Origin of the sequence: Kitasatospora sp. NPDC101176 (assembly GCF_044768035.1) — a bacterium.
Taxonomy (GTDB): Bacteria; Actinomycetota; Actinomycetes; order Streptomycetales; family Streptomycetaceae; genus Kitasatospora.
This window is the reverse complement of the sequence record NZ_JBIWPA010000044.1, coordinates 41841-61996: the sequence shown is the minus strand read 5'-3', so window position 1 is coordinate 61996 and position 20156 is coordinate 41841. Positions and strand designations below refer to the sequence as shown.

The window sequence follows — 20156 nt, the reverse complement described above, 5'->3', positions numbered from 1 at the left end:
CCTCAGGCGGCCTCGGTGACCTCGTGGGCGGCCGGGGCGGGCATCAGCCCCTCGCGCTGGCGCCGGCGGCCGAAGCGCGGCATGCCGAGCGTGATGAAGGCCTCGGCCTGCATCGCGGCGAAACCGATCCGCGGCAGGTCCCTGGTGCTCGGGAAGACCAGGAAGCGCGGCTCCCACTCGGGCTGGAACTTGGCGTTGAACTTGTACAGCGACTCGATCTGGAACCAGCGGGAGAGGAACACCAGCAGCCCGCGCCAGGCCCGCAGGACGGGGCCGGCGCCGATCCGCTCGCCGCGGGCCAGGGCCGAGCGGAACATCGCGAAGTTCAGCGACACCCGGCGCACGCCCATCGCGGGCACGGCCTGCAGGGCGGCGACGATCAGCAGCTCGTTCAGGCCCGGGTCGGCGGCGCGGTCGCGGCGCATCAGCTCCAGCGAGATGCCGTCCGGCCCCCAGGGCACGAAGTGCAGCACGGCCTTCAGGTCGTCGCCGCCCTCGCCCTCCTCCGGGGCCTTGTGCGCGGTGACCACCACGCAGTCCTCGTCCAGCGGGTCGCCGAAGCGGCCGAGGGCCATCGAGAAGCCGCGCTCGGTGTCGGTGCCGCGCCAGCGGGCGGCCGCGTCGGCGATCCGGTACCGCTCCGCCGGGGAGAGGTCGGAGACCCGGCGCACCTGGCAGGAGTAGCCGTTGCGCTCGATCCGCTTGACCATCTGGCGCACGTTGCGCATGGCCCGGCCGGAGAGCGAGAAGGAGGCGGTGTCGACGATCGCCTCGTCGCCCAGCTCCAGGGCGTCCAGGCCCGCCTCACGGGTCCAGACCTCGCCGCCGACCTCGCTGCAGCCCATCACGGCCGGCACCCAGGCGTGCTCGCGGGCCTCGGCCATGAACACCTTGATCGCGCCCGGCCAGGCCTCCACGTCGCCGACCGGGTCGCCGGAGGCCAGCATCACGCCGGAGACCACGCGGTAGGAGATCGCGGCCTTGCCGGTGGGCGAGAAGAGCACGCTCTTGTCGCGGCGCAGGGCGAAGTAGCCGAGCGAGTCGCGCTCGCCGTGCCGGGCGAGCAGCGCGCGGACCTTCTCCTCGTCCCCGGCGGTCAGCTCCGGCTTCGGCTTGCCCGGTCGCAGCGCCAGGTAGGCGGTGGTGAAGGCGGTCAGCAGACCGAGCCCGCCGAGCAGGTAGGCGACCAGGTCGGACATCCGGATGTTGTTGTAGCGGATCGGCCCCTCGAAGCCGAACAGTCCGTACCCGACGTGCTCGAGCCGCTCGCCCAGACCGGGGTGGCCGATCTCGTACTTGGTCCGGGTGCTCACGATCAGCAGGCCCAGCAGCACGCTGACGGTGCCCATCAGGATCAGGTTGACCAGCGCCCGCCAGCGGGTGCGCGGGTCGGCCTTGGCGTAGAACTCGCGCCGGTGCACGAGCAGCACGGCGAGGACCACCAGTGAGACGACCGCCGGGCCGACCTGGTGCCAGCGCACGATGTGCAGCGCCGCACCGACCGGCAGCAGCACGCACACCACCCGCCAGGCCCGCCGCTTGCGCCGGCGCAGCGCGTGCGCGAGCAGCACCAGCAGCAGGCCGACCATCATCGTGCCGACCGCGGCCAGCGTGGTGGTGCCGCCCGGCAGCTGCCCGGCGAAGCTGTGCATCCTGCTGTGGCGCAGCTTGGGGAACACCGCACTGGCGATGTCGAGCAGCCCGATCAGCAGACAGGCGTACCCGACCGCGCCGGGCAGCCAGGCCCTCGGCACGGCCGACGCCTGGTTGCGCAGCGTCTGCAGACCGCGGCGACGACGCGGCTGCTCGGGGCTCGGCTCAACGGACACGGGAACGCTCATGGAAGCTCAGCGTAGAGGCTGCGGGGCGCTGTCCCGTCACTCCGGGGGAGGACGCGTGATGGACCTTCATGCCATTTCCTTCATCGGGCAATGCGCATACCAAGGATCCGGAAACGGTCGGTAATCCGGTGCCGAGTGCGCGTTGCGGTTGAGCCGGGGGTGGGAGCCGGGGGCCCGTCGCCGCGTGGCGCGGCAGGGCCATCCGGTACGCCGTACGTACGGTGGACGCCGCATTCTAGGGCGCCGGTTGCCTACGGACTCCCCCCCGCCCTCCCGGCCCGCCCCGACGTCCGGACGGCGTAGCCGCGGTGGCCCGAGCTGACGGACCGCCAGACCATGAAGCCGTGCACCGACAGTGTCCCACCGGAAGGCCGACGGCATGGAACTGACCAGCGACGCGCTGGTGAACTCGCTGCTCGCCCTCGGCGCCGCGGCCCTCGTCACCACCCTGTGGCTCTGGCCCCGGCTCGCCCGCCAGCGCCCGCTGCCGGTCCTCGGCCGGCTCGGCCTGCTGACCGTCACTCAGGTCTCCGTGGTGGCCGTACTGGCGCTGGCGGTGAACAACTCCTTCGGGTTCTACACCTCCTGGGACGACCTGCTCAGCCCCGGCGGCTCCAAGCTGGCGCTCACCAGCAACGAGAACCACAAGGGCGTCGCCCCGGCCTCGGACGAGCTGATCCAGCCGACCACCGAAGGCGGCCTGGAGACGGTCACCGACCTGCCCAAGGGCCCGCCCGAGGAGACCGGCAAGGTCGAGTCGGTCCGGGTCAACGGCAAGGAGACCGGCCTGTCCGACCAGATGTTCGTCTACCTGCCGCCCGAGTACTTCGACCCGAAGTTCGCGCTGGTCCGCTTCCCGGTCATGGTGGCCCTGGCCGGCTACCCCGGCACCACGCTCAACCTGCTCAAGGAGCTGCCGCTGGTACACACCGTGACCGAGATGCAGAAGTCCGGCAAGATGCCGCCGACCATCGTGGTGATGGCCCGCCCGACCGTCGCGGCGCCGCGCGACACCGAGTGCGTGGACGTCCCCGGCGGCCCGCGCAGCGAGACCTGGTTCACCAAGGACGTGCCGGACGCGCTGCGCGCCACCTACCGCACCGGCCGCTCCGCGGCCTCCTGGTCCGTCTTCGGCTACTCGACCGGGGGCAGCTGCGCACTGCGGCTGGCGATGCGCTCCCCGAACGTCTACGGCAGCGCGGTCGGCCTGCACGGCGACTTCAAGGTGAAGGAGGACCAGTTCACGGGTGGCAGCCTGTTCGGCGGGGACAACGCCCTGGCCCAGCAGAGCGACCTCAACTGGCGGCTGCAGAACCTCCCGGCCCCGGCGCTGTCGCTGCTGGTGGTCTCCTCCCGCAAGGAGGGCGACTTCGCCCAGACCGTGCAGTTCGTCGAGCACGCCCAACAGGTGGCCGCGGCCAACCCGCAGTTCCGGATCGACTCGCAGTACCTGGACGACGGCGGCCACAACTTCGACAGCTGGACCCGCGAGCTGCCGTCCTCGCTGGAGTGGATCGGCGAGCACCTCGGCTGACGCATGCGGGTGATTACCGGCCGGTCGCCCCGACCGGCCGGCCGCCCGGGGGAACGTATCGCGGCCGCCCGTCCGACCCCCGGCGGGCGCCACCCGGATCCGCGCAGGAGGCGCCGTGCTGAGCACCCGATCGCTCTTCAACGAGATCTACCGGAACGACCAGGCGTACCAGCTGTTCTGCAGCATCGCGGCGGGCGGCGAGGACCAGGGCGGCTGGGAGAACGAGCGGATCACCGTCCTCACCCGGGATCCGGTCCTCGCCCCCAAGATCGCCCGGCACGGCGCCGACGAGCGCAAGCACGGCCGGATCTTCAGCCAGCTGCTGAAGAAGCGCGGCCTGCCCAAGGTGCCCGTCCCGGAGGAGGCCGACTACTGCATGCTGCTGGAGCGCAAGGGCGTCGGCCTCTCGCACGAGCGGCTGAACAGCGACCTCCCGCTGACCGACCGCGAGATCATCACCTACCTCGCGCACAGCCGGGTCACCGAGCAGCGCGCCGCCGAGCAGATGCGCCAGCTGGTCAGGGTCTACGGGGACAACCCGGACCTCGGCCGGGCGGTGCGGATGATCTCCGCCGACGAGGACGACCACCTCGCGTACTGCCACGAGGAGCTGCTGCGACTGCGCGCCGAGGGCCACGGGCCGTACATCCGGCACACCCTGGAGACCAGCGCCCGCGGCGAGATCCGCACCCACCGGGACGTCGGCCTCGCGGTGACGTCCCGGATGGCGCGGATCCTGCGCTGGCCGCGCTGGCAGCTGGCCGTGGTCACCCTCGGGGTACACGCCCTCTACCTGTACGACCGGGCCTTCGGCTGGCGGCGGATGGTCACCCTGCGGATGCCCGAGCGCCGCAACGCCCTGGGCACCCCGGCCCCGCCGCACGCGGAGCGCGAGGTGCTCTGAACCCCGCCGGGGCCGCCGGGACCCCGCCGGGGCCGCTAGCGGCCGATGATCAGGCTCATCGCCTCGGCCCGGGTGGCCGGGTCGCGCAGCTGGCCGCGGACGCAGGAGGTGATGGTCTTGGCGCCGGGCTTGCGGATGCCGCGCATCGACATGCACATGTGCTCGCACTCGACCACGACGATCGCCCCGCGCGGCTCCAGGATCCGCATCAGCGCGTCGGCCACCTGGCTGGTCAGCCGCTCCTGCACCTGCGGGCGGCGGGCGTAGACGTCGACCAGCCGGGCGAGCTTGGACAGACCGGTGATCTTGCCGCTGGGGGACGGGATGTACCCGACGTGGGCCACGCCGCGGAACGGCACCAGGTGGTGCTCGCAGACCGAGGTCAGCTCGATGTCCTTCACCAGGACCATCTCGTCGTGGCCGAGGTCGAAGGTGGTCGTGAGGACGTCCTCCGGCTCCTGCCACAGGCCCGCGAATATCTCCTTGTAGGCGCGCGCCACCCGGGCCGGGGTCTCCAGCAGGCCCTCGCGGTCCGGGTCCTCACCGACCGCGAGCAGCAGCTCCCGCACGGCGTTCTCGGCCCGCTTCTGGTCGAAGGTCCCGACGGCGGGCGGACCGTCGAGCGTCACCGGGTCGATCATGCGGGCCTCGCTTACTAGGGACGACTTTGCTGAGCAGCACGGATGCCGCGCCTCCAGGGTACAAACCCCGGTGACGCGGCATCCATTCCGTTCGCACGGTGAGCCGGATCAGCCCTCCGCGGGCGGCTCCGCGGTCGGCAGCGGCGGGAGCTTCACGACGTCCACCGGGGCGGTGTCGGTCGTGGCGGCGCCGTTGGTGAGCGCCAGCTCCTTCGGGGACTGCACCGGGGGCCGGGTGGACGGCGTGCGGCGGGAGGAACCCGTCCACGCCGGCCGGGCCGGGCGCTTGACCACGGGGGCGAAGATCTCGGCGATCTGCTCCTTGTTCAGGGTCTCCTTCTCGAGGAGCTCCAGAACCAGGTTGTCGAGCACGTCACGGTTCTCGACCAGGATCTCCCAGGCCTCGTTGTGCGCGTTCTCGATGAGCTTCTTGACCTCTTCGTCCACCAGCCCGGCGACCTCTTCCGAGTAGTCGCGCTGGTGGCCCATCTCGCGGCCCAGGAACGGCTCCGAGTTGTCGGTGCCGAACTTGATCGCGCCCAGGCGCTCGGTCATGCCGTACTGGGTGACCATGGCCCGCGCGGTGGCGGTGGCCTTCTCGATGTCGTTCGAGGCGCCGGTGGTCGGGTCGTGGAAGACCAGCTCCTCCGCAGCGCGCCCGCCCAGCATGTAGGCCAGCTGGTCGAGCATCTCGTTGCGGGTGGTGGAGTACTTGTCCTCGTCCGGCAGCACCATGGTGTAGCCGAGGGCCCGGCCGCGGGACAGGATGGTGATCTTGTGCACCGGGTCCGCGTTCGGGGAGGCCGCCGCGACCAGGGCGTGACCGCCCTCGTGGTACGCGGTGATCTTCTTCTCCTTGTCGGACATGATCCGCGTGCGCTTCTGCGGACCGGCCACGACGCGGTCGATCGCCTCGTCCAGGATGCCGTTGTCGATCAGCTTCTTGTCCGAGCGGGCGGTCAGCAGAGCGGCCTCGTTGAGGACGTTCGACAGGTCCGCACCGGTGAAGCCGGGGGTGCGCTTGGCGACGGCCGACAGGTCGACGTCGGGCGCGATCGGCTTGCCCTTCTGGTGGACCTTCAGGATGTCCAGACGGCCCTGGAGGTCGGGGCGCTCCACCGCGATCTGGCGGTCGAAGCGGCCCGGGCGCAGCAGCGCCGGGTCCAGGATGTCGGGGCGGTTGGTCGCGGCGATCAGGATCACGCCGCCCTTGACGTCGAAGCCGTCCATCTCGACCAGCAGCTGGTTGAGGGTCTGCTCGCGCTCGTCGTGGCCGCCGCCGAGACCCGCACCGCGGTGCCGGCCGACGGCGTCGATCTCGTCGACGAAGACGATCGCCGGGGCGTTCGCCTTGGCCTGCTCGAAGAGGTCGCGGACGCGGCTGGCGCCGACACCGACGAACATCTCGACGAAGTCGGAGCCCGAGATGGAGTAGAACGGCACCCCGGCCTCGCCTGCGACGGCGCGCGCCAGCAGGGTCTTGCCGGTGCCGGGCGGGCCGTAGAGCAGCACGCCCTTGGGGATCTTGGCGCCGACGGCCTGGAACTTCGCCGGCTCCTGGAGGAACTCCTTGATCTCGTGGAGCTCCTCGACGGCCTCGTCGGCACCCGCGACGTCCGCGAAGGTCGTCTTCGGGGTGTCCTTGGTGAGCAGCTTGGCCTTGGACTTGCCGAACTGCATGACCCGGGAGCCGCCGCCCTGCATCTGGTTCATCAGGAACAGGAAGACCAGGACGATGATGACGATCGGGAGCATCGACAGCAGCAGGCTGACGAAGGTGCTCTGCTTCTCCGGGCTGACGGTGTAGCCCTCGGAGAGCGTGCTCGAGTCGTTGTCGTTGATCTGGGCCTGCAGCTTGTCGGCGATCGAGACACCCTGGTCGCCGATGTACGAGGCCTGGAACTTGCTGCCGGACGGCGGCTTGCCCGTCCCGGCGTTGGACAGCGTGGCGCCGTCCTTCAGCTGGATCTTGATCGTGTTCGAGTCACCGGTGGTGATCTGCGCGGACTTGACCTGCTTGGCGTCGATCGCTGCGACGACCTGACCGGTGTCCACCGTCTTGTAGCCGTTCGAGTCCGAAACGACCTGCATCAATACGATGACGGCGAGGACGGCCAGCACGATCCACATGATCGGCGCACGGAAGTATCGCTTGACGTCCATCCATGCGGGGCGTTGCCGCCCCGTCCCTCCTGCCACTCAACGGCGCCGGGGGGCTGTGGGCCGCGGCGCATCCGGTCGGTGCTCATGTGAAGAGCGGTTTTATTGGACCGTACCGCAGTCGCGCCCGCCGGTGGCGGGAGCGCAGCGACACAGCTTCGTTCTTTGTCCGCCCGGTCCAACGGGCGGGAACCACCTGCTGTTCCCACCCGTAGCCCGAACGGGGTTCTCAGCCCCCGTAGACGTGCGGGGCGAGGGTCCCGATGAAGGGCAGGTTACGCAGCTTCTCCGCGTAGTCCAGGCCGTAGCCGACCACGAACTCGTTCGGGATGTCGAAACCGACGTACTTCACGTCGATCTCGACCTTGGCCGCGTCCGGCTTGCGCAGCAGCGTGCAGACCTCGAGCGAGGCCGGGCCGCGCGAGCCCAGGTTGCCCAGCAGCCAGGACAGCGTCAGACCGGAGTCGATGATGTCCTCGACGATCAGGACGTCCCGGCCGGCGATGTCGGTGTCCAGGTCCTTCAGGATGCGCACCACGCCGGAGGACTTGGTGCCCATGCCGTAGGACGACACCGCCATCCAGTCCATGGTGACCTGCGAGTGCAGGGCGCGGGCGAGGTCGGCCATGACCATCACGGCCCCCTTGAGGACGCCGACGATCAGCAGGTCCTTGCCTGCGTAGTCCCGGTCGATGCGCTCGGCCAGCTCCAGGAGCTTGGCGTCGATCTCGTCCTTGCTGATGAGCACCTTCGCGAGGTCAGCGCCCATGTCGTTCTGGTCCACCGGGGATACGTCCTCAAACGTTCGGGGTCTGTGTGGCCGGCGGCCGGCCACCCCGGGGCATGCCAGCCCGTCAGTCGCCCTGCCGCCGAAAGACCAGCGTGCCACACCTGCGGGTGGCCTCGACGCCCCCGGGTAGGTGCAACGGCCCCTGGCCGCGCCATCCGGTGACCAGCAGGTCGATCGTCTCGAGGTGCCGCGCGAACAGGTCGCCGGCCGGGCAGCCCGCCCGGAGCGCGGCCCGGCGCAGCACCCGGCGGCGGACGGCGGGCGGCAGTTCGGCGAGTTTCACGGCGTCCAGGGTGCCTTCGCCGGTCCGGAGGTCGCGTTCGGCCAGGGAGGCCCACTGGTCGAGGGCGTCCGCGTCGTCGCGGAACAGCCGCGCCGTCCGGGCCAGCGCCTCGACCACGCCGCCGCCCAGGTGCTTCTCCAGCACCGGCAGCACCTCGTGGCGGACCCGGGAGCGGGTGTAGGCGGGGTCACAGTTGTGCGGGTCGTCCCAGACCGGGATCGCCTGGGCGGAGCAGGCCTGCCGGGTCGCCGCCCGGTCGAGCTCCAGCAGCGGGCGGCGGTAGCGGCCCTTCTGCGCGGGCATGCCGGCCAGCGAGCGCGCGCCGGAGCCGCGGGCCAGGCCCAGCAGCACCGTCTCGGCCTGGTCGTCGCGGGTGTGGCCGAGCAGGACGGCGATCGCGCCGAGCCGCTCGGCGGCCTCGTCCAGGGCCGCGTAGCGGGCGTCCCGGGCGGCCGCCTCCGGGCCGCCGGCCCGGCCGACGTCGACCGGGATCGCCTCGACCGGGTCGAGGCCGAGCGATCGCAGCCGTTCGGCGACCTGGGCGGCCCGGTCGGCGGAGCCGGCCTGCAGACCGTGGTCGACGGTGACGGCGCCGACCCGCAGGCCGATCTTGGGGGCCTCGAAGGCGGCGGCGATGGCCAGCGCCATCGAGTCGGCGCCGCCGCTGACGGCGACCAGCACCAGCGGCGAGCCGGGGGCGGCCGGGGTCCGGGGCAGTCCGGAGGGGTGGCGGGCGGCGTTGCCGATCAGGGTGGTGCCGACGGCGGCGCCCACCAGCGGCGCGCCGGCGGGGCGCTCGCGGGGCTCGCGCACGGGCGCGGTGAAGGTGGTGCCGGCCTCGGCGGCGAGGTCGGTGAGCGTGCGGCGGACGGCCAGGCGTATCGCGGCGACGGCGGGGTGTGGTCCCACGGCGGACGGCTCCTCGGCGGAGGGGACAGGACGACGGTTCGCGCGGCCGGGCCGCGCCCCGTGTGAGCACCCTGTTACCGGGCGCTCACAGATGGTGGCAGAAAGTGGCGGCCCGCTACGCCACCCGCGCCACCGGTACGACCACCGTCCCACGTTCGGGTGAATGGAGAAACGTATCTTCTCCCTCCCGTTGCCCGATTGGACCACTCGTACGAGCGGGTTTGACCGCCCTGCGCCCACCCTGCGCCACCCCGCGCCCGGCTAGCGGCGGGGTCCGTCGCCGCCGCGGCCGGCCGCCGTCAGCGCGCGACCCGGGCGACCCAGGCGGCCGGGTCGTGGATCTCCTCCTTGGTCGGGAGCGTGTTCGGGGACGTCCAGACCCGGTTGAAGCCCTCCATGCCGACCTGGTCCACCACCCCGCGCACGAACACCGCGCCGTCCTGGTACTGCCGCAGCTTGGCGTCCATCCCGAGCAGCCGGCGCAGCACCAGGTCCAGCCGGTTCGCCCCGCGGTCGCGGCGCTGCTGGAACTTCTCCCGGATCTCCGCCACCGTCGGCACCACCGCCGGGCCGACCCCGTCCATCACCACGTCGGCGTGGCCCTCCAGCAGCGACATCACCGCCGTCAGCCGGCCCAGGATCTCGCGCTGCGCGGGCGACTGGACGATCTCCATCAACCCGGCGGACGGCGCGCCCTCCCGGCCCCCGGCCCCCTGCGGGCCGCCGCCGCCCAGCGAGCCCGCCGCGTCCCGCAGCCGGTCCAGCAGCGCACCCGGGTCGACGTCCGTCTCGGCCAGGAAGGACTGCACCTCGGACTGGATGTGGTCGCGCAGCCACGGCACCGCGGTGAACTGGGTCCGGTGCGTCTCCTCGTGCAGGCACACCCAGAGCCGGAAGTCGGACGGGTCGACGTCCAGCTCCCGCTCCACGTGGACGATGTTCGGCGCCACCAGCAGCAGCCGGCCCGGCCCGGGGCCCTCCGGCCCCAGCCGCGGCTTGTCGAACAGCGCGGCGGGGCTGTCCGGCGCCTCCAGGGACGGCTCCGCCGGGGCGAAGGTCTCGTACTGGCCGAGCACCTTGGTGGAGAGGAACGCCAGCAGCGCGCCCACCTCGATCCCGGTGGCCTTCTCGCCCACCGTGCCGAACACGCCCGCCGTCGGACTGCTCGCCCGGCGGGCCTGGAGCTTGTCCACCAGCGGCTGGACCACCGTCCGGAAGCCCGCGACGTTCGCCCGCACCCAGCCCGGGCGGTCCACCACCAGTACCGGTGTCGCGGCGGCCGCCGCGAGGCTGCTCGACCGCATCCCGGTGAAGGCCCGGACGTGCTCCTCGGCCTCCAGCGCGTGCCGGCGCAGCTCGGCGACCACCGCCGCGGCCTCGGCCCGGCTCACCTCCGGCCCCGGCCGCACCAACCTGGTCGCGGTTGCGACCGCGAGATTCCAGTCGACCATGCCAGCACCGCCACTCGCGCTCGTCATGCCCTCACCGTACGTGCTCGCACCCGTCAACGGCAGCCACCCGCCGAACCCGGACCCGGCCCGGGGCCGGTCAGTGGCAGCCGCAGGCGGAGAGTCGGGCGGCGATGCGGTCCATGGCGGCGCGGGCGGTGTCGACGGGGGCGGTGGTGCGGGTCATCACGGCGAAGGCCAGCAGGCGGCCGTCGGCGTCCACCACCGTGCCGGCCAGGGTGTTGACGCCGCTGAGGGTGCCGGTCTTGGCGCGGATCAGCCCGGCCGCGTCGGCGGAGCCCGAGCCGGAGCCGTAGCGCTTGCCGAGGGTGCCCGTGAAGCCCGCGATCGGCAGGCCGGTGAGGACCGGGCGCAGGGCCGGGTGCTGCTCGGAGGCCGCCAGCGCGAGCAGCCGGACCAGGACGGCCGGCGGGACGGTGTTGCCGGGGTGCAGGCCGCTGCCGTCGTTGAGCGCGACGCCCGTCATCGGCACGCCGAGCCTGGCGAGCTCCTGGGTGACGGCGGTGGCGGCGCCCTCGAAACCGGCGGGCTGGTGCGCGGCGACGGCGACCTGACGGGCCATCGCCTCGGCGAGCTGGTTGTCGGAGGTGGTGAGCAGCCGCTCGACCAGCCGGGCGACGGTCGGCGAGTCCACCCGGCCGAGGACGGCCGCACCGGGGGCGGCCGGGGCGGCGGCGGCCCGGGCCTTGCCCTCCACGGCCACGCCCTGGGCCCTGAGCAGCGCGGCGAAGGCCTCGGCCGCCTGCCCGGCGGGGTCGGCGACCCGGGCCGGCGCCTCCTCACGGCTCCTGGGGTCGACCTTGCCCTCGTCGAGCATCAACGGGACGACCAGGGCGATGTTCTGTCCGTCGTGGTTCTTGTGCTGCGGGCTGCCCGTGTACATCGACAGGTCGTAGTCCAGGTGCACGCTCGTGGTGCCGGCGGCCTTCAGGGCGGCGGCGGTCTGCCGGGCGAGGGCGTCGAGCGAGGCCGGCGCGGTGTCGGCGTCGGCGGCCTGGCCGCCGATCTGCACCTGGTCGGCGGGCAGCGCGGTGAGCGTCGGGTCCCCGCCGCCGACCAGGGTGACGGTGCCGGCGTCGGCGCCCCTGACCACCCTGGTGCTCAGCCGGGTGTCACCGGGGATCAGCGACAGCGCCGCGATCGAGGTGGCCAGCTTGGTGGTGGAGGCGGGCGTGGCGGGGACGTTCTCGCCGGAGCCGTAGAGGAGCCGGCCGTCGGCGGCGTCGGCCACCGCGAAGGTGACGGTGCCGAGGTTCCGGTCGGCGAGGGCGCCGGCGAGGGCCTGCTGGAGGCCCTGGGAGGTGGGGACGGCGGCGTCCGCGCCGGCCTCCACGGAGGCCAGGACGGCGCCCTGGGCGGGAGCCGGGCGCGCGGCCGGGGCGGTGGCGCCGCCCGGGCTCGCGGTGGCGCTCGTGGTGCCGGGGGTGCCGGGGGTGCCGGTGGCGCCCGCGGGACCTCGCGCCCCCTGAGTGGCCGTCGTGGCGGGCGGATCGGCCGGACGGGTGGTCGGACCGTCACCCGGCCTGGACGTGGCGGGCCCCTTGCCGTGGTCGCCCTTGCGGCCGCCGTCCCGGTCGCCGTCCTCCCCCCGGTCGGAGCTGTGGCCGCTCGCCGACGGCGAGGGCTGCGCGTGCGCCCCACCCGAGGTCAGCACCGTTGCGACGACCAGCAGCGCCGCCCCGAACAGCCCCGCGGCCCTCCCCCTGCGGCGGTGCACCGCCCCGCCCCCTGCTCCCACCGACCGGCCCCTTTCCCGAGCACTCACTCCCGTAGGAGACACTTGGATTCTGTCAGTCCCTACCTTGGAGGAACCGTTGGAGTTCGACGTCCTTATCGAAATCCCGAAGGGCTCTCGTAACAAGTACGAGGTCGACCACGAGACCGGCCGTCTGCGGCTCGACCGGATGCTCTTCACCTCGACCCGCTACCCGGCCGACTACGGCTACGTCGAGGGCACGCTCGGCGAGGACGGCGACCCGCTGGACGCCCTGGTCATCCTGGACGAGCCGACCTTCCCGGGTTGCCTCATCAAGTGCCGCGCCATCGGCATGTTCCAGATGACCGACGAGGCCGGCGGCGACGACAAGCTGCTGTGCGTCCCGGCGACCGACCCGCGCTGGGAGCACCTGCGGGACATCCACCACGTGTCGGAGTTCGACCGCCTGGAGATCCAGCACTTCTTCGAGGTCTACAAGGACCTGGAGCCCGGCAAGTCCGTCGAGGGTGCCAACTGGGTCGGCCGCGCCGAGGCCGAGGCCGAGGTCACCGCTTCGATCAAGCGCCTGGCGGAGCAGGGCGGCCACTGAGCCGTCGTTCCGATCTCGTTCGATCAGGGCGTTCGAGGTAGGTCGGGGCAGTCGGAGGCCGGGGTCCGCGGATTCGTCCGCGGGTCCCCGGCCTTCGCCGTGTCCGGGTGCGCCCGGTCTTGCCGACACCCTGTCGGCATGATGTCGAATTAGGTTAGGCTAACCAAAATAGTCGGGGCCTGATCCGATCCCTGGAGGCCGCATGCCCACGCCCGAGCCCGTCCCGTTCTCGACCGTGCTCCGCACCGCCAGCAGCGAGGAGCACGAGGCCGCGGAGCAGTCCTCGTTCATGAGCCGCCTGCTCGGCGGGCAGCTCGGCGTCGAGGCCTACGCCGACCTCACCGGACAGCTCTGGTACGTCTACCGGGCTCTGGAGAGCCGCGCCGGACAGCTCGCCGAACACCCGCTGACCGGCCCCTTCATCGACCGGGCCCTGCTGCGCACCGCCGCCGTCGAACGCGACCTGGAGCACCTGCGCGGCCCCCGCTGGCGGGACGGGCTGGAGCCGCTGCCCGCCACCGAGGCGTACGCGGCGCGGGTCGCGGAACTGGCCGAGGACTGGCCCGCCGGCTACCTCGCCCACCACTACACCCGCTACCTGGGGGACCTGTCCGGCGGTCAGATCATCCGCGGCATCGCCGAGCGGACCTGGGGCTTCGAGCGCAAGGGCGACGGCGTGCGGTTCTACGTCTTCGAGGAGGTCGACAACCCGGCCGCCTTCAAGCGCGACTACCGGGCCCGGCTGGACGCGGCCGGCGCGGCGATGGACGAGGTCGAGCGCCGCCGGGTGGTCGAGGAGTGCAAGCGCGCCTTCGGGCTCAACGGCACGGTCTTCCGGGACCTGGACACCCGCTACCCGCTGAGCGCCTGACCGCGCCACCGGCGCGACCGGCGCGACCGGCGCCACCGACGGAACGGCCCCGGCGAGCAGCTGCTCGCCGGGGCCGTCGCGCGTCCCGGAGGTGCGTCAGGACCGCGCGCCGCGGCGGCCGCGCACCAGGGCGGTGGCACTGCCGCCGACCAGCAGCAGACCGGCCGCGGTGGCCAGCAGCGGGACGACCGGGGTGTCCGCGCCGGTGGCGGCCAGCGCGGCGCCCGAGCCGCCGGAGGTCAGCGAGGCGCCGCCGGCCGGCCCCTGGGCCCCCGCCACCGCGGCGGCACCCGCGCCGCCGCCGGAGCCCGCCACCGCCGGGCGGGCGCCCGGCAGCTGGGCGTCCCGGTCGAAGGACAGCGTGACGGACACCGGGTCCAGCGCCGTCCCCGCCGGGTAGTTGGTGAACGCCGGCACGCCCTCGGCGGTCAGCACGGCCGGGACGGCGGTGAGCGTCACCACGCCGTTCACCGGCTTCAGGGCCGCCGCGGGGACGTCCAGCCTGGCGATCCGCGCGCCGCTCAGCACGGTGGACCGGCCGTCGGCGGACTTGCCGTTCACGTCGGCGGTCAGGAACGCGCCGCCCTGGTCGATCGTCAGGCCGAGCTTGGAGAGCGTCGTGTCGAGCGCCCAGCCGTCCTTGCCGGGGTGGCCGAGGAAGCGCACCGAACCGGTGAAGGCGGCGGACAGCGTGTGGTCGGCGGTGTTGTAGCCGCCGGTCGCGCCGCCGAAGCGGTAGTCGGCCGCGCCGCCGCCGAACTCGACCTTCCCGGCGGCCGTCGGGGAGGCGAGGTAGGTGCGGAAGCTCTCCTTCACCGTCCAGTCGAGGGTGCCGGTCAGCACCGGCAGCCGGCCGGGAGCGGCGCTCGGGGCGGGCGTGCCGGTCGCGGAGGGGGTGCCGGTCGCCGAGGGCGAGGCCGTCGCGGACGAGCTCGCGGACGGGGACGCGCTCGGCGATCCCGTCGCGGAGGGCGAGCCGGTGGCCGACGGCGTGCCCGACGGCGTGGCGGTGCCGGAGGGCGCGACCGTGGCGGACGGCGTGCCGGTGGGCGTCGGCGCGGTGGTGGGGTTCGGCGAGGCCGTGCCGGAGGGCGTGGCGGTCGGCGACGGCGTCGCCGCGCCCTGCTTCAGCAGCAGCGACAGCGGGTCCATGTCCGTCCCGGCCGGGTAGAAGCCCGCGAAGGCCTGGGCGCCCTGGTCGGTCAGCTTGGCCGCGGTCGGCACGCCGGTGGTGGTGTCCCGCCCCACGGTGAAGGTCACCAGCGGCACGTCGTCCCGGCGGGTGACCTCGGTGGCGCCCATCGACTCCTTGGAGGCGGTATCGGCGGTGAGCGTGCCGGTCGTCCCGGCGGTGGTGACCTTCAGGTCGCTCAAGGCCACGTCCAGGGCGCCGTGGTGGGCGGTGAAGCGGACCCCGCCGGTGAAGGAGGAGCGCAGCGCGTGGGTGGCGAGGTCGTACGAGGCGCTCGCCAGGCCGAAGTGGAAGGTGCCGTCGGCGTTGGTGGTGGCACCGCCGGTCAGCTCGACGGCACCGCCCTGGGAGGCCGGGCCGCCGATGTAGCTGCGGAAGCTCGCCTTCACGCCCCAGTCCAGCGCGCCGGTGTCGTACGTGACGCCGGCAGGGCCGCCCGCGCCGAAGGCCAGTGCGGGGGCGCCGAGGGCGGTCAGGCCGAGGCCGGCGGTGGCGGCCGCGAGGGCGGCCAGCCTGGTGCGGTTGCGGGACATGGCGGGTACTCCGATCGGGAGGGACGGGGGGAGGCGGAGGAGCGGGGGGACGCTCCCCGGGGGGATCAGGCCGCGTCGTCGGAGCCGGGCGCGGAACCCGGCGCGGCACCCGGGGCCGGGGCCTGGTCCGGCGCGGCCGCCGCGCGTCGGCGCCGGACGAGCAGGCCGCCGGTGGCGGCCAGCGCGGCCACCAGCAGGGCGCCGCCGGCCACGGCCGCCACCGGGACGCCGTCCGAGGAGCCCCCGGCGGACGCCGTCACGGGTGCCGCGGCGGGGCCGGCGGAGCTCCCGGCGGGTCCGGGTGCGGCGGGCGGGGCGCTGCCCAGGTCGGGCAGCGGGGGCAGGGCGGCGGCCGGGTCGAGCGCGACGGCGAAGCTCAGCGGGTCCATCGCGGTGCCGGCCGGGTAGAGGCCGCCGAACGCCTTGGCGCCGTCCTCGGTGAGTTCGAGCGGCACTTCGACGGCCCTGAGCAGGCCGCCCTCGGTCCGGAGGCCGGCCGGGTCGAAGGTCGCCAGCTCGACGCCGGTGAGCTGCCGGGTGGTGCCGTCCGGGGTCCGCCCGGAGACGTCCGCTGCCAGTCGGCCCCGGCCGCCCGCCACGGTGACGCCCGGTGCGGCGAGGGTGAGGTCCAGGCCGAAGCCGTCGCCGGCGCGCAGGCCGGTGAAGCGGACGGTGCCGGTGAAGGCGGCGGTGAGCTCGCCCTTCGCGGGGTCGTAGCCGCCCTTGGCCGGGCGCCAGCGGAAGAAGGCCCCGCCGTCGGCCGCGCCCGCGCCGAGCTCCCAACGGCCCTGGGCCACGGCGCCGGTGACGTAGTCGCGGAAGGTGCGGCGCACCCCCCAGTCGAGGGCGCCGTCGGTGAACTCGGTCCGGGCCGGCGGCGCGGTGGGCGGGGCCGGGGTCGGCACGGCGGAGCCCGGAGCCGCGTGGCCCGGAGCCGGCTCGGCACCCGCCCCGGCCGACGTCGCCGACGGGGCCGCCGCCGGGGTCGAGGGCGGTGCAGAACCCGGCTGTGCGGCCCGGAGGTTGACCGAGAGGTTGAGCGGGTCGAGGGCCGTCCCGGCCGGGTAGAAGCCGCCGAAGGCCTTCGCCCCGGCGTCCGTCAGGGTGGCCGGTACGTTGCCGAGGGTCAGGGTGCCGGCCGCGCCGCGCAGGTCGACGCCGGCCAGCGAGAGGTCGGCCAGCCGGGCCTGGCTCGCGGCGGACACCTGCCCGGTCTCCCGGGACTTGCTGCTGACGTCGGCGTAGAGCCCGGCGGCACCGCCCTGGACGGCCCGGACGGTGAGCCGCCCGATGCTGAGGTCCAGCGCGTCGACGCCGCCCTCCTGGTGCCCGGTGAACCGGACGCCGCCGGAGAAGGCGGCGGTCAGCGCACCGCTCGCCGGGTCGTACGAGCCGGTCGCGGAGTGGAACCGGAAGCCGCTGCCGCCGACCGTGGCGGCGCCCCCGGTGAGCGCCCAACTCCCCTTGGCGACGGGGCCGGTGACGTACGCCAGGAAGGACTGCCTGATCCCCCAGTCCAACCGCCCGCCGGCGACGCCGCCCTCCGCCGCCATCGCCCGCCCGGGCGACGGGCCCACCGCCAGCAGGGCGGCGAGGGCGGCCACCAGGGTGGCGGCCAGACGGCGGAGCCGGCTGGACAGGGGCACGGCGGATCACTCCTCGGCGGGGTGCGGGGCACGACGGGGAAAGGGCGCGGCAGATCGCCGACCCCCTTGCGAAACTCAGGTAAGGCTAACCTAATATACGAGTCAAGAGTCCCGCCGCCACCCGCCCCGCCAGGCCGGGACCGGCGACAACTCCCGTCGAAGGGAAGCGCGTTGAGCAGCAGTACGATCCGATCCCGGGTGACCCGCGGGCCCGCCCTCCTCCTGCTCACCCTCGGCCTGCTGCTCCCCCTCACCGCCTGCGGCCCGGCCGGGGCACCCGGCGGAGCCACCCCGGCCGGCGCCGCCCGCACCGCCGACGCCGTCGAGCCGCTGCCCGGCGAACCCACCCCGCAGCTGCCCGCCACCACCGCCTCCGCCGACGGCCGACAGGTCACCGTCAGCAGCGCCGAACGGATCATCCCGCTCGACGGAAGCCTCGCCGAGCTGGTGTTCAGCCTCGGCCTCGGCCCCAAGGTGGTGGCCCGCGACGTCTCCACCACCTTCCGGCAGGCCGCCGCCCTGCCGGTGATCACCCAGGCCCACGAGGTCTCCGCCGAAGGCGTGCTCTCCCTGCACCCCACCGTCGTGCTCGCCGACCGCTCCACCGGCCCGGCCGAGGCCATCGCGCAGATCCGCGCGGCCGGCGTCCCGCTGCTCGTGCTGGACGACGCCAAGCAGCTCGCCGACGTCGGCCCGCGCATCGACACCGTTGCCGCCGCCCTCGGAGTCCCCGACGCCGGACGGCAGTTGAAGGAGCGCACCGACCGGGCGACGGCCGAGGCCCGGGCCGCCGTCCCGGCCGCCGGCCAGCACCCCAAGGTCGCCTTCCTCTACCTGCGCGGCAGCGCCTCCGTCTACCTGCTCGGCGGGCCCGCCTCCGGCGCCGGCTCGCTGATCGAGGCGGTCGGCGGCGAGGACGCCGGCACCGCGGCCGGCCTCACCGGCGACTTCACCCCGCTCACCAGCGAGGCCCTGGTCAAGGCCGCGCCCGACGCGATCCTGGTGATGAGCAAGGGTCTGGAGTCGGTCGGCGGCGTCGACGGCCTGCTCAAGCTCCCCGGCGTCGCCCAGACCCCGGCCGGACTCGACCGCCGGGTCGTCTCGATCGAGGACGGCCAGCTGCTCAGCTACGGCCCGCGCACCCCCCGGGTGCTGCGCGAGATCACCGCCCAGCTCTACCCGGGCGACGCCAAGTGACCACCGCCGTACGGGAGACGGGCCTCCCGACACCCCGCACACGCAACCGCGCGCCGCTGCTCGTGACCGCGCTCGCCGCCGCCCTGGTGCTCTGCGCCCTGCTCGCGGCCGGCGTCGGCGCCTACCGCATCCCGCTCGGCGACATCCTCGCCTCCGGCGCCCACCGGCTCGGGCTCGGCGGCCACGCGCTGGACCGGGTGCCCGAGTCGGTGCTGTGGAACGTCCGGCTGCCCCGGGTGGTGCTCGCCCTGCTGGTCGGCGCCTCACTCGGCTGCGCCGGAGCGCTGATGCAGGGCGTGTTCGGCAACCCGCTCGCCGAACCCGCGGTGATCGGCGTCTCCTCGGGCGGCGCGGTCGGCGCGGTCGCCTGCATCGTGCTCGGCCTCGACGCCTTCGGGGCGTGGACGGCCAGCGCGGCGGCCTTCGCCGCCGGCCTGGTGACGGTCTTCGGGGTGTACCTGCTCGCCCGGTCCGGCGGGCGCACCGAGGTCGTGACGCTGATCCTCACCGGGGTCGCCGTCAACGCCTTCTGCGGCGCGCTGATCGGGCTCCTGCTGTTCACCGCCGACTCCGCCGCGATCAGCCAGGTCACCTTCTGGCAGCTCGGCTCGCTCTCCCAGGCCACCTGGGGCAAGGTCCTCGCCGTCCTGCCCTTCGCCGCGGCCGGGCTCGCCGTCGCGCCGCTGTACGCCCGTCGGCTGGACCTGCTGGCCCTCGGCGAGCGCCCGGCCCGCCACCTCGGGGTGGACGTCGAGCGGATGCGGCTGGTGCTGATCACCGTGGTCGCGCTGCTCACCGCCGCGGCCGTCGCGGTCAGCGGCATCATCGGCTTCGTCGGGCTGGTCGTCCCGCACCTGCTGCGGATGCTGGCCGGGCCGGGACACCGCTTCCTGCTGCCCGCCTCGGCCCTCGGCGGCGCCCTGGTGCTGGTGGCCGCCGACCTGGCCGCCCGGACCCTCGCCGCACCGGCCGAACTGCCGCTCGGCGTGCTCACCGCGCTGATCGGCAGCCCGTTCTTCTTCTGGCTGCTGCGCCGGACCAGGACCAGGCAGGGAGGCTGGGCGTGAGACTGCGCACCCACCGGGGGACGCCCGCACGACCGCCGCTCGGCACGGCACTGCTGACCGCCGAGGCCGTCCGGCTGCAGGCCGGCGGCCGCGACCTGCTGGCCGGCGCCGCGGTCCGGGTCGCCGCGGGCGAGGTGGTCGCCCTGCTCGGGCCGAACGGCGCCGGCAAGTCCACCCTGCTGTCCGTGCTGGCCGGGGACGTCCGGCCGGACGGCGGCGAGGTCCGGCTGCTCGACCGCCCGCTCGCCGACTACGGCGCCGCCGAACTCGCCCTGCACCGGGCGCTGCTGCCGCAGTCCGCCGAGCTGTCCTTCCCGTTCCCGGCCGGCGAGGTGGTCCGGATGGGCCGCGCCCCGTGGGCCGGCACGACGGCCGCCGCCGAGGACGGGGCGGTGGTCGCCGAGGCGATGGCGGCCACCGAGTCGACCGCCTTCGCCGGGCGCCCGTTCACCGCCCTGTCCGGCGGCGAGCGGGCCCGGGTGGCACTGGCCCGGGTGCTGGCCCAGCGCGCGCCGCTGCTCCTCCTGGACGAGCCGACCGCCGCCCTCGACCTGCGCCACCAGGAGCTGGTGCTGCGGATCGCCCGGGAGCGCGCCGCCGCCGGGGACGGCGTGGTCGTGGTGCTCCACGACCTGTCCCTGGCGGCGGCCTACGCGGACCGGGTGGTGCTGCTGGCGAACGGGGCGACGGTCGCGGACGGACCGGTCGCCGAGGTGCTGCGCGCACCGCTGCTCAGCGAGGTGTACGGCCATCCGGTCGAGGTGCTGGCGCACCCGCGCACCGGCGTGCCGCTGGTGCTCCCCGAGCGCTGAC

Annotated in this window: 16 protein-coding genes; 7 read left to right on the top strand and 9 right to left on the bottom strand. The window is 74.2% G+C overall.

All coding sequences use genetic code 11. From position 1 onward, the window contains the following. Positions 1–2: 2 nt before the first annotated feature. Entirely contained in the window at positions 3–1841 is a 1839-nt protein-coding gene (locus ACIRS1_RS36215) for a phosphatidylglycerol lysyltransferase domain-containing protein (RefSeq protein WP_402846723.1), read from the bottom strand. Positions 1842–2220: 379 nt separating this feature from the next. Between ACIRS1_RS36215 and ACIRS1_RS36210 the strand changes: the two genes are divergently transcribed. Together ACIRS1_RS36210 and ACIRS1_RS36205 are read left to right on the top strand one after the other, a co-directional pair. Beyond that, a complete protein-coding gene (locus ACIRS1_RS36210) occupies positions 2221–3375 on the top strand; it encodes an alpha/beta hydrolase (protein ID WP_402846721.1) in 1155 nt (384 codons plus the stop codon). A gap of 115 nt (positions 3376–3490) precedes the next feature. Further along, entirely contained in the window at positions 3491–4279 is a 789-nt protein-coding gene (locus ACIRS1_RS36205) for a ferritin-like domain-containing protein (protein ID WP_360215062.1), read from the top strand. Positions 4280–4314: 35 nt separating this feature from the next. On the opposite strand, the gene folE is transcribed toward ACIRS1_RS36205, so the two are convergent. The 6 genes from folE to dacB form a co-directional block, all read right to left on the bottom strand. Beyond that, positions 4315–4920, bottom strand: coding sequence for a GTP cyclohydrolase I FolE (folE, locus tag ACIRS1_RS36200; protein WP_360215059.1), 606 nt, complete (start codon positions 4918–4920; stop codon positions 4315–4317). A gap of 108 nt (positions 4921–5028) precedes the next feature. Further along, positions 5029–7083, bottom strand: a complete 2055-nt coding sequence (ftsH, locus tag ACIRS1_RS36195) for an ATP-dependent zinc metalloprotease FtsH (protein ID WP_360215056.1) — start codon at positions 7081–7083, stop codon at positions 5029–5031. A gap of 226 nt (positions 7084–7309) precedes the next feature. Then, positions 7310–7864, bottom strand: coding sequence for a hypoxanthine phosphoribosyltransferase (gene hpt / locus ACIRS1_RS36190; RefSeq protein ID WP_030059589.1), 555 nt, complete (start codon positions 7862–7864; stop codon positions 7310–7312). 70 nt (positions 7865–7934) lie between these two features. Further along, on the bottom strand, positions 7935–9062 hold the full coding sequence (tilS, locus tag ACIRS1_RS36185) for a tRNA lysidine(34) synthetase TilS (protein ID WP_396316900.1): 1128 nt from the start codon (positions 9060–9062) through the stop codon (positions 7935–7937). 299 nt (positions 9063–9361) lie between these two features. Next, positions 9362–10540, bottom strand: a complete 1179-nt coding sequence (locus tag ACIRS1_RS36180) for a zinc-dependent metalloprotease (protein WP_402846718.1) — start codon at positions 10538–10540, stop codon at positions 9362–9364. Positions 10541–10610: 70 nt separating this feature from the next. Further along, the gene (gene dacB / locus ACIRS1_RS36175; protein ID WP_402846716.1) at positions 10611–12248 is read right to left on the bottom strand and encodes a D-alanyl-D-alanine carboxypeptidase/D-alanyl-D-alanine-endopeptidase; all 1638 of its coding nucleotides are present in this window, start codon (positions 12246–12248) and stop codon (positions 10611–10613) included. Between the two features lie 97 nt (positions 12249–12345). Between dacB and ACIRS1_RS36170 the strand changes: the two genes are divergently transcribed. Beyond that, complete coding sequence (locus tag ACIRS1_RS36170) at positions 12346–12837, top strand: inorganic diphosphatase (protein ID WP_030244505.1); 492 nt, start codon at positions 12346–12348, stop codon at positions 12835–12837. A gap of 202 nt (positions 12838–13039) precedes the next feature. Further along, on the top strand, positions 13040–13708 hold the full coding sequence (locus tag ACIRS1_RS36165) for a heme oxygenase (biliverdin-producing) (protein ID WP_402846715.1): 669 nt from the start codon (positions 13040–13042) through the stop codon (positions 13706–13708). Positions 13709–13804: 96 nt separating this feature from the next. Here ACIRS1_RS36165 and ACIRS1_RS36160 read toward each other — a convergent pair whose 3' ends face one another. After that, complete coding sequence (locus ACIRS1_RS36160) at positions 13805–15433, bottom strand: HtaA domain-containing protein (RefSeq protein WP_402846713.1); 1629 nt, start codon at positions 15431–15433, stop codon at positions 13805–13807. A 65-nt stretch (positions 15434–15498) separates the two neighbouring features. Next, complete coding sequence (locus ACIRS1_RS36155) at positions 15499–17079, bottom strand: HtaA domain-containing protein (protein ID WP_402846711.1); 1581 nt, start codon at positions 17077–17079, stop codon at positions 15499–15501. Between the two features lie 198 nt (positions 17080–17277). Here ACIRS1_RS36155 and ACIRS1_RS36150 point away from each other — a divergent pair, with 198 nt between their 5' ends. Genes ACIRS1_RS36150 through ACIRS1_RS36140 form a run of 3 tightly spaced genes read left to right on the top strand, consistent with a single transcriptional unit; the run spans position 17278 to position 20155 of the window. Beyond that, the gene (locus ACIRS1_RS36150; RefSeq protein ID WP_402846710.1) at positions 17278–18276 is read left to right on the top strand and encodes a hemin ABC transporter substrate-binding protein; all 999 of its coding nucleotides are present in this window, start codon (positions 17278–17280) and stop codon (positions 18274–18276) included. Then, positions 18273–19343 carry a FecCD family ABC transporter permease gene (locus ACIRS1_RS36145; protein WP_402846708.1) on the top strand — a complete coding sequence of 357 codons (1071 nt, stop codon included), beginning with the start codon at positions 18273–18275 and terminating at the stop codon, positions 19341–19343. Before ACIRS1_RS36150 ends, ACIRS1_RS36145 begins: the two co-directional genes overlap by 4 nt. Next, on the top strand, positions 19340–20155 hold the full coding sequence (locus tag ACIRS1_RS36140) for a heme ABC transporter ATP-binding protein (protein ID WP_402846707.1): 816 nt from the start codon (positions 19340–19342) through the stop codon (positions 20153–20155). Before ACIRS1_RS36145 ends, ACIRS1_RS36140 begins: the two co-directional genes overlap by 4 nt. Position 20156: the final 1 nt, after the last annotated feature.

Excerpts from the sequence above, each read along its gene's own strand:
- ACIRS1_RS36215 (WP_402846723.1), bottom strand. The coding sequence starts at position 1,841 with ATGAGCGTTCCCGTGTCCGTTGAGCCGAGCCCCGAGCAGCCGCGTCGT.
- ACIRS1_RS36210 (WP_402846721.1), top strand. The coding sequence starts at position 2,221 with ATGGAACTGACCAGCGACGCGCTGGTGAACTCGCTGCTCGCCCTCGGC.
- folE (WP_360215059.1), bottom strand. The coding sequence starts at position 4,920 with ATGATCGACCCGGTGACGCTCGACGGTCCGCCCGCCGTCGGGACCTTC.
- ftsH (WP_360215056.1), bottom strand. The coding sequence starts at position 7,083 with ATGGACGTCAAGCGATACTTCCGTGCGCCGATCATGTGGATCGTGCTG.
- ACIRS1_RS36180 (WP_402846718.1), bottom strand. The coding sequence starts at position 10,540 with ATGACGAGCGCGAGTGGCGGTGCTGGCATGGTCGACTGGAATCTCGCG.
- ACIRS1_RS36165 (WP_402846715.1), top strand. The coding sequence starts at position 13,040 with ATGCCCACGCCCGAGCCCGTCCCGTTCTCGACCGTGCTCCGCACCGCC.
- ACIRS1_RS36160 (WP_402846713.1), bottom strand. The coding sequence starts at position 15,433 with ATGTCCCGCAACCGCACCAGGCTGGCCGCCCTCGCGGCCGCCACCGCC.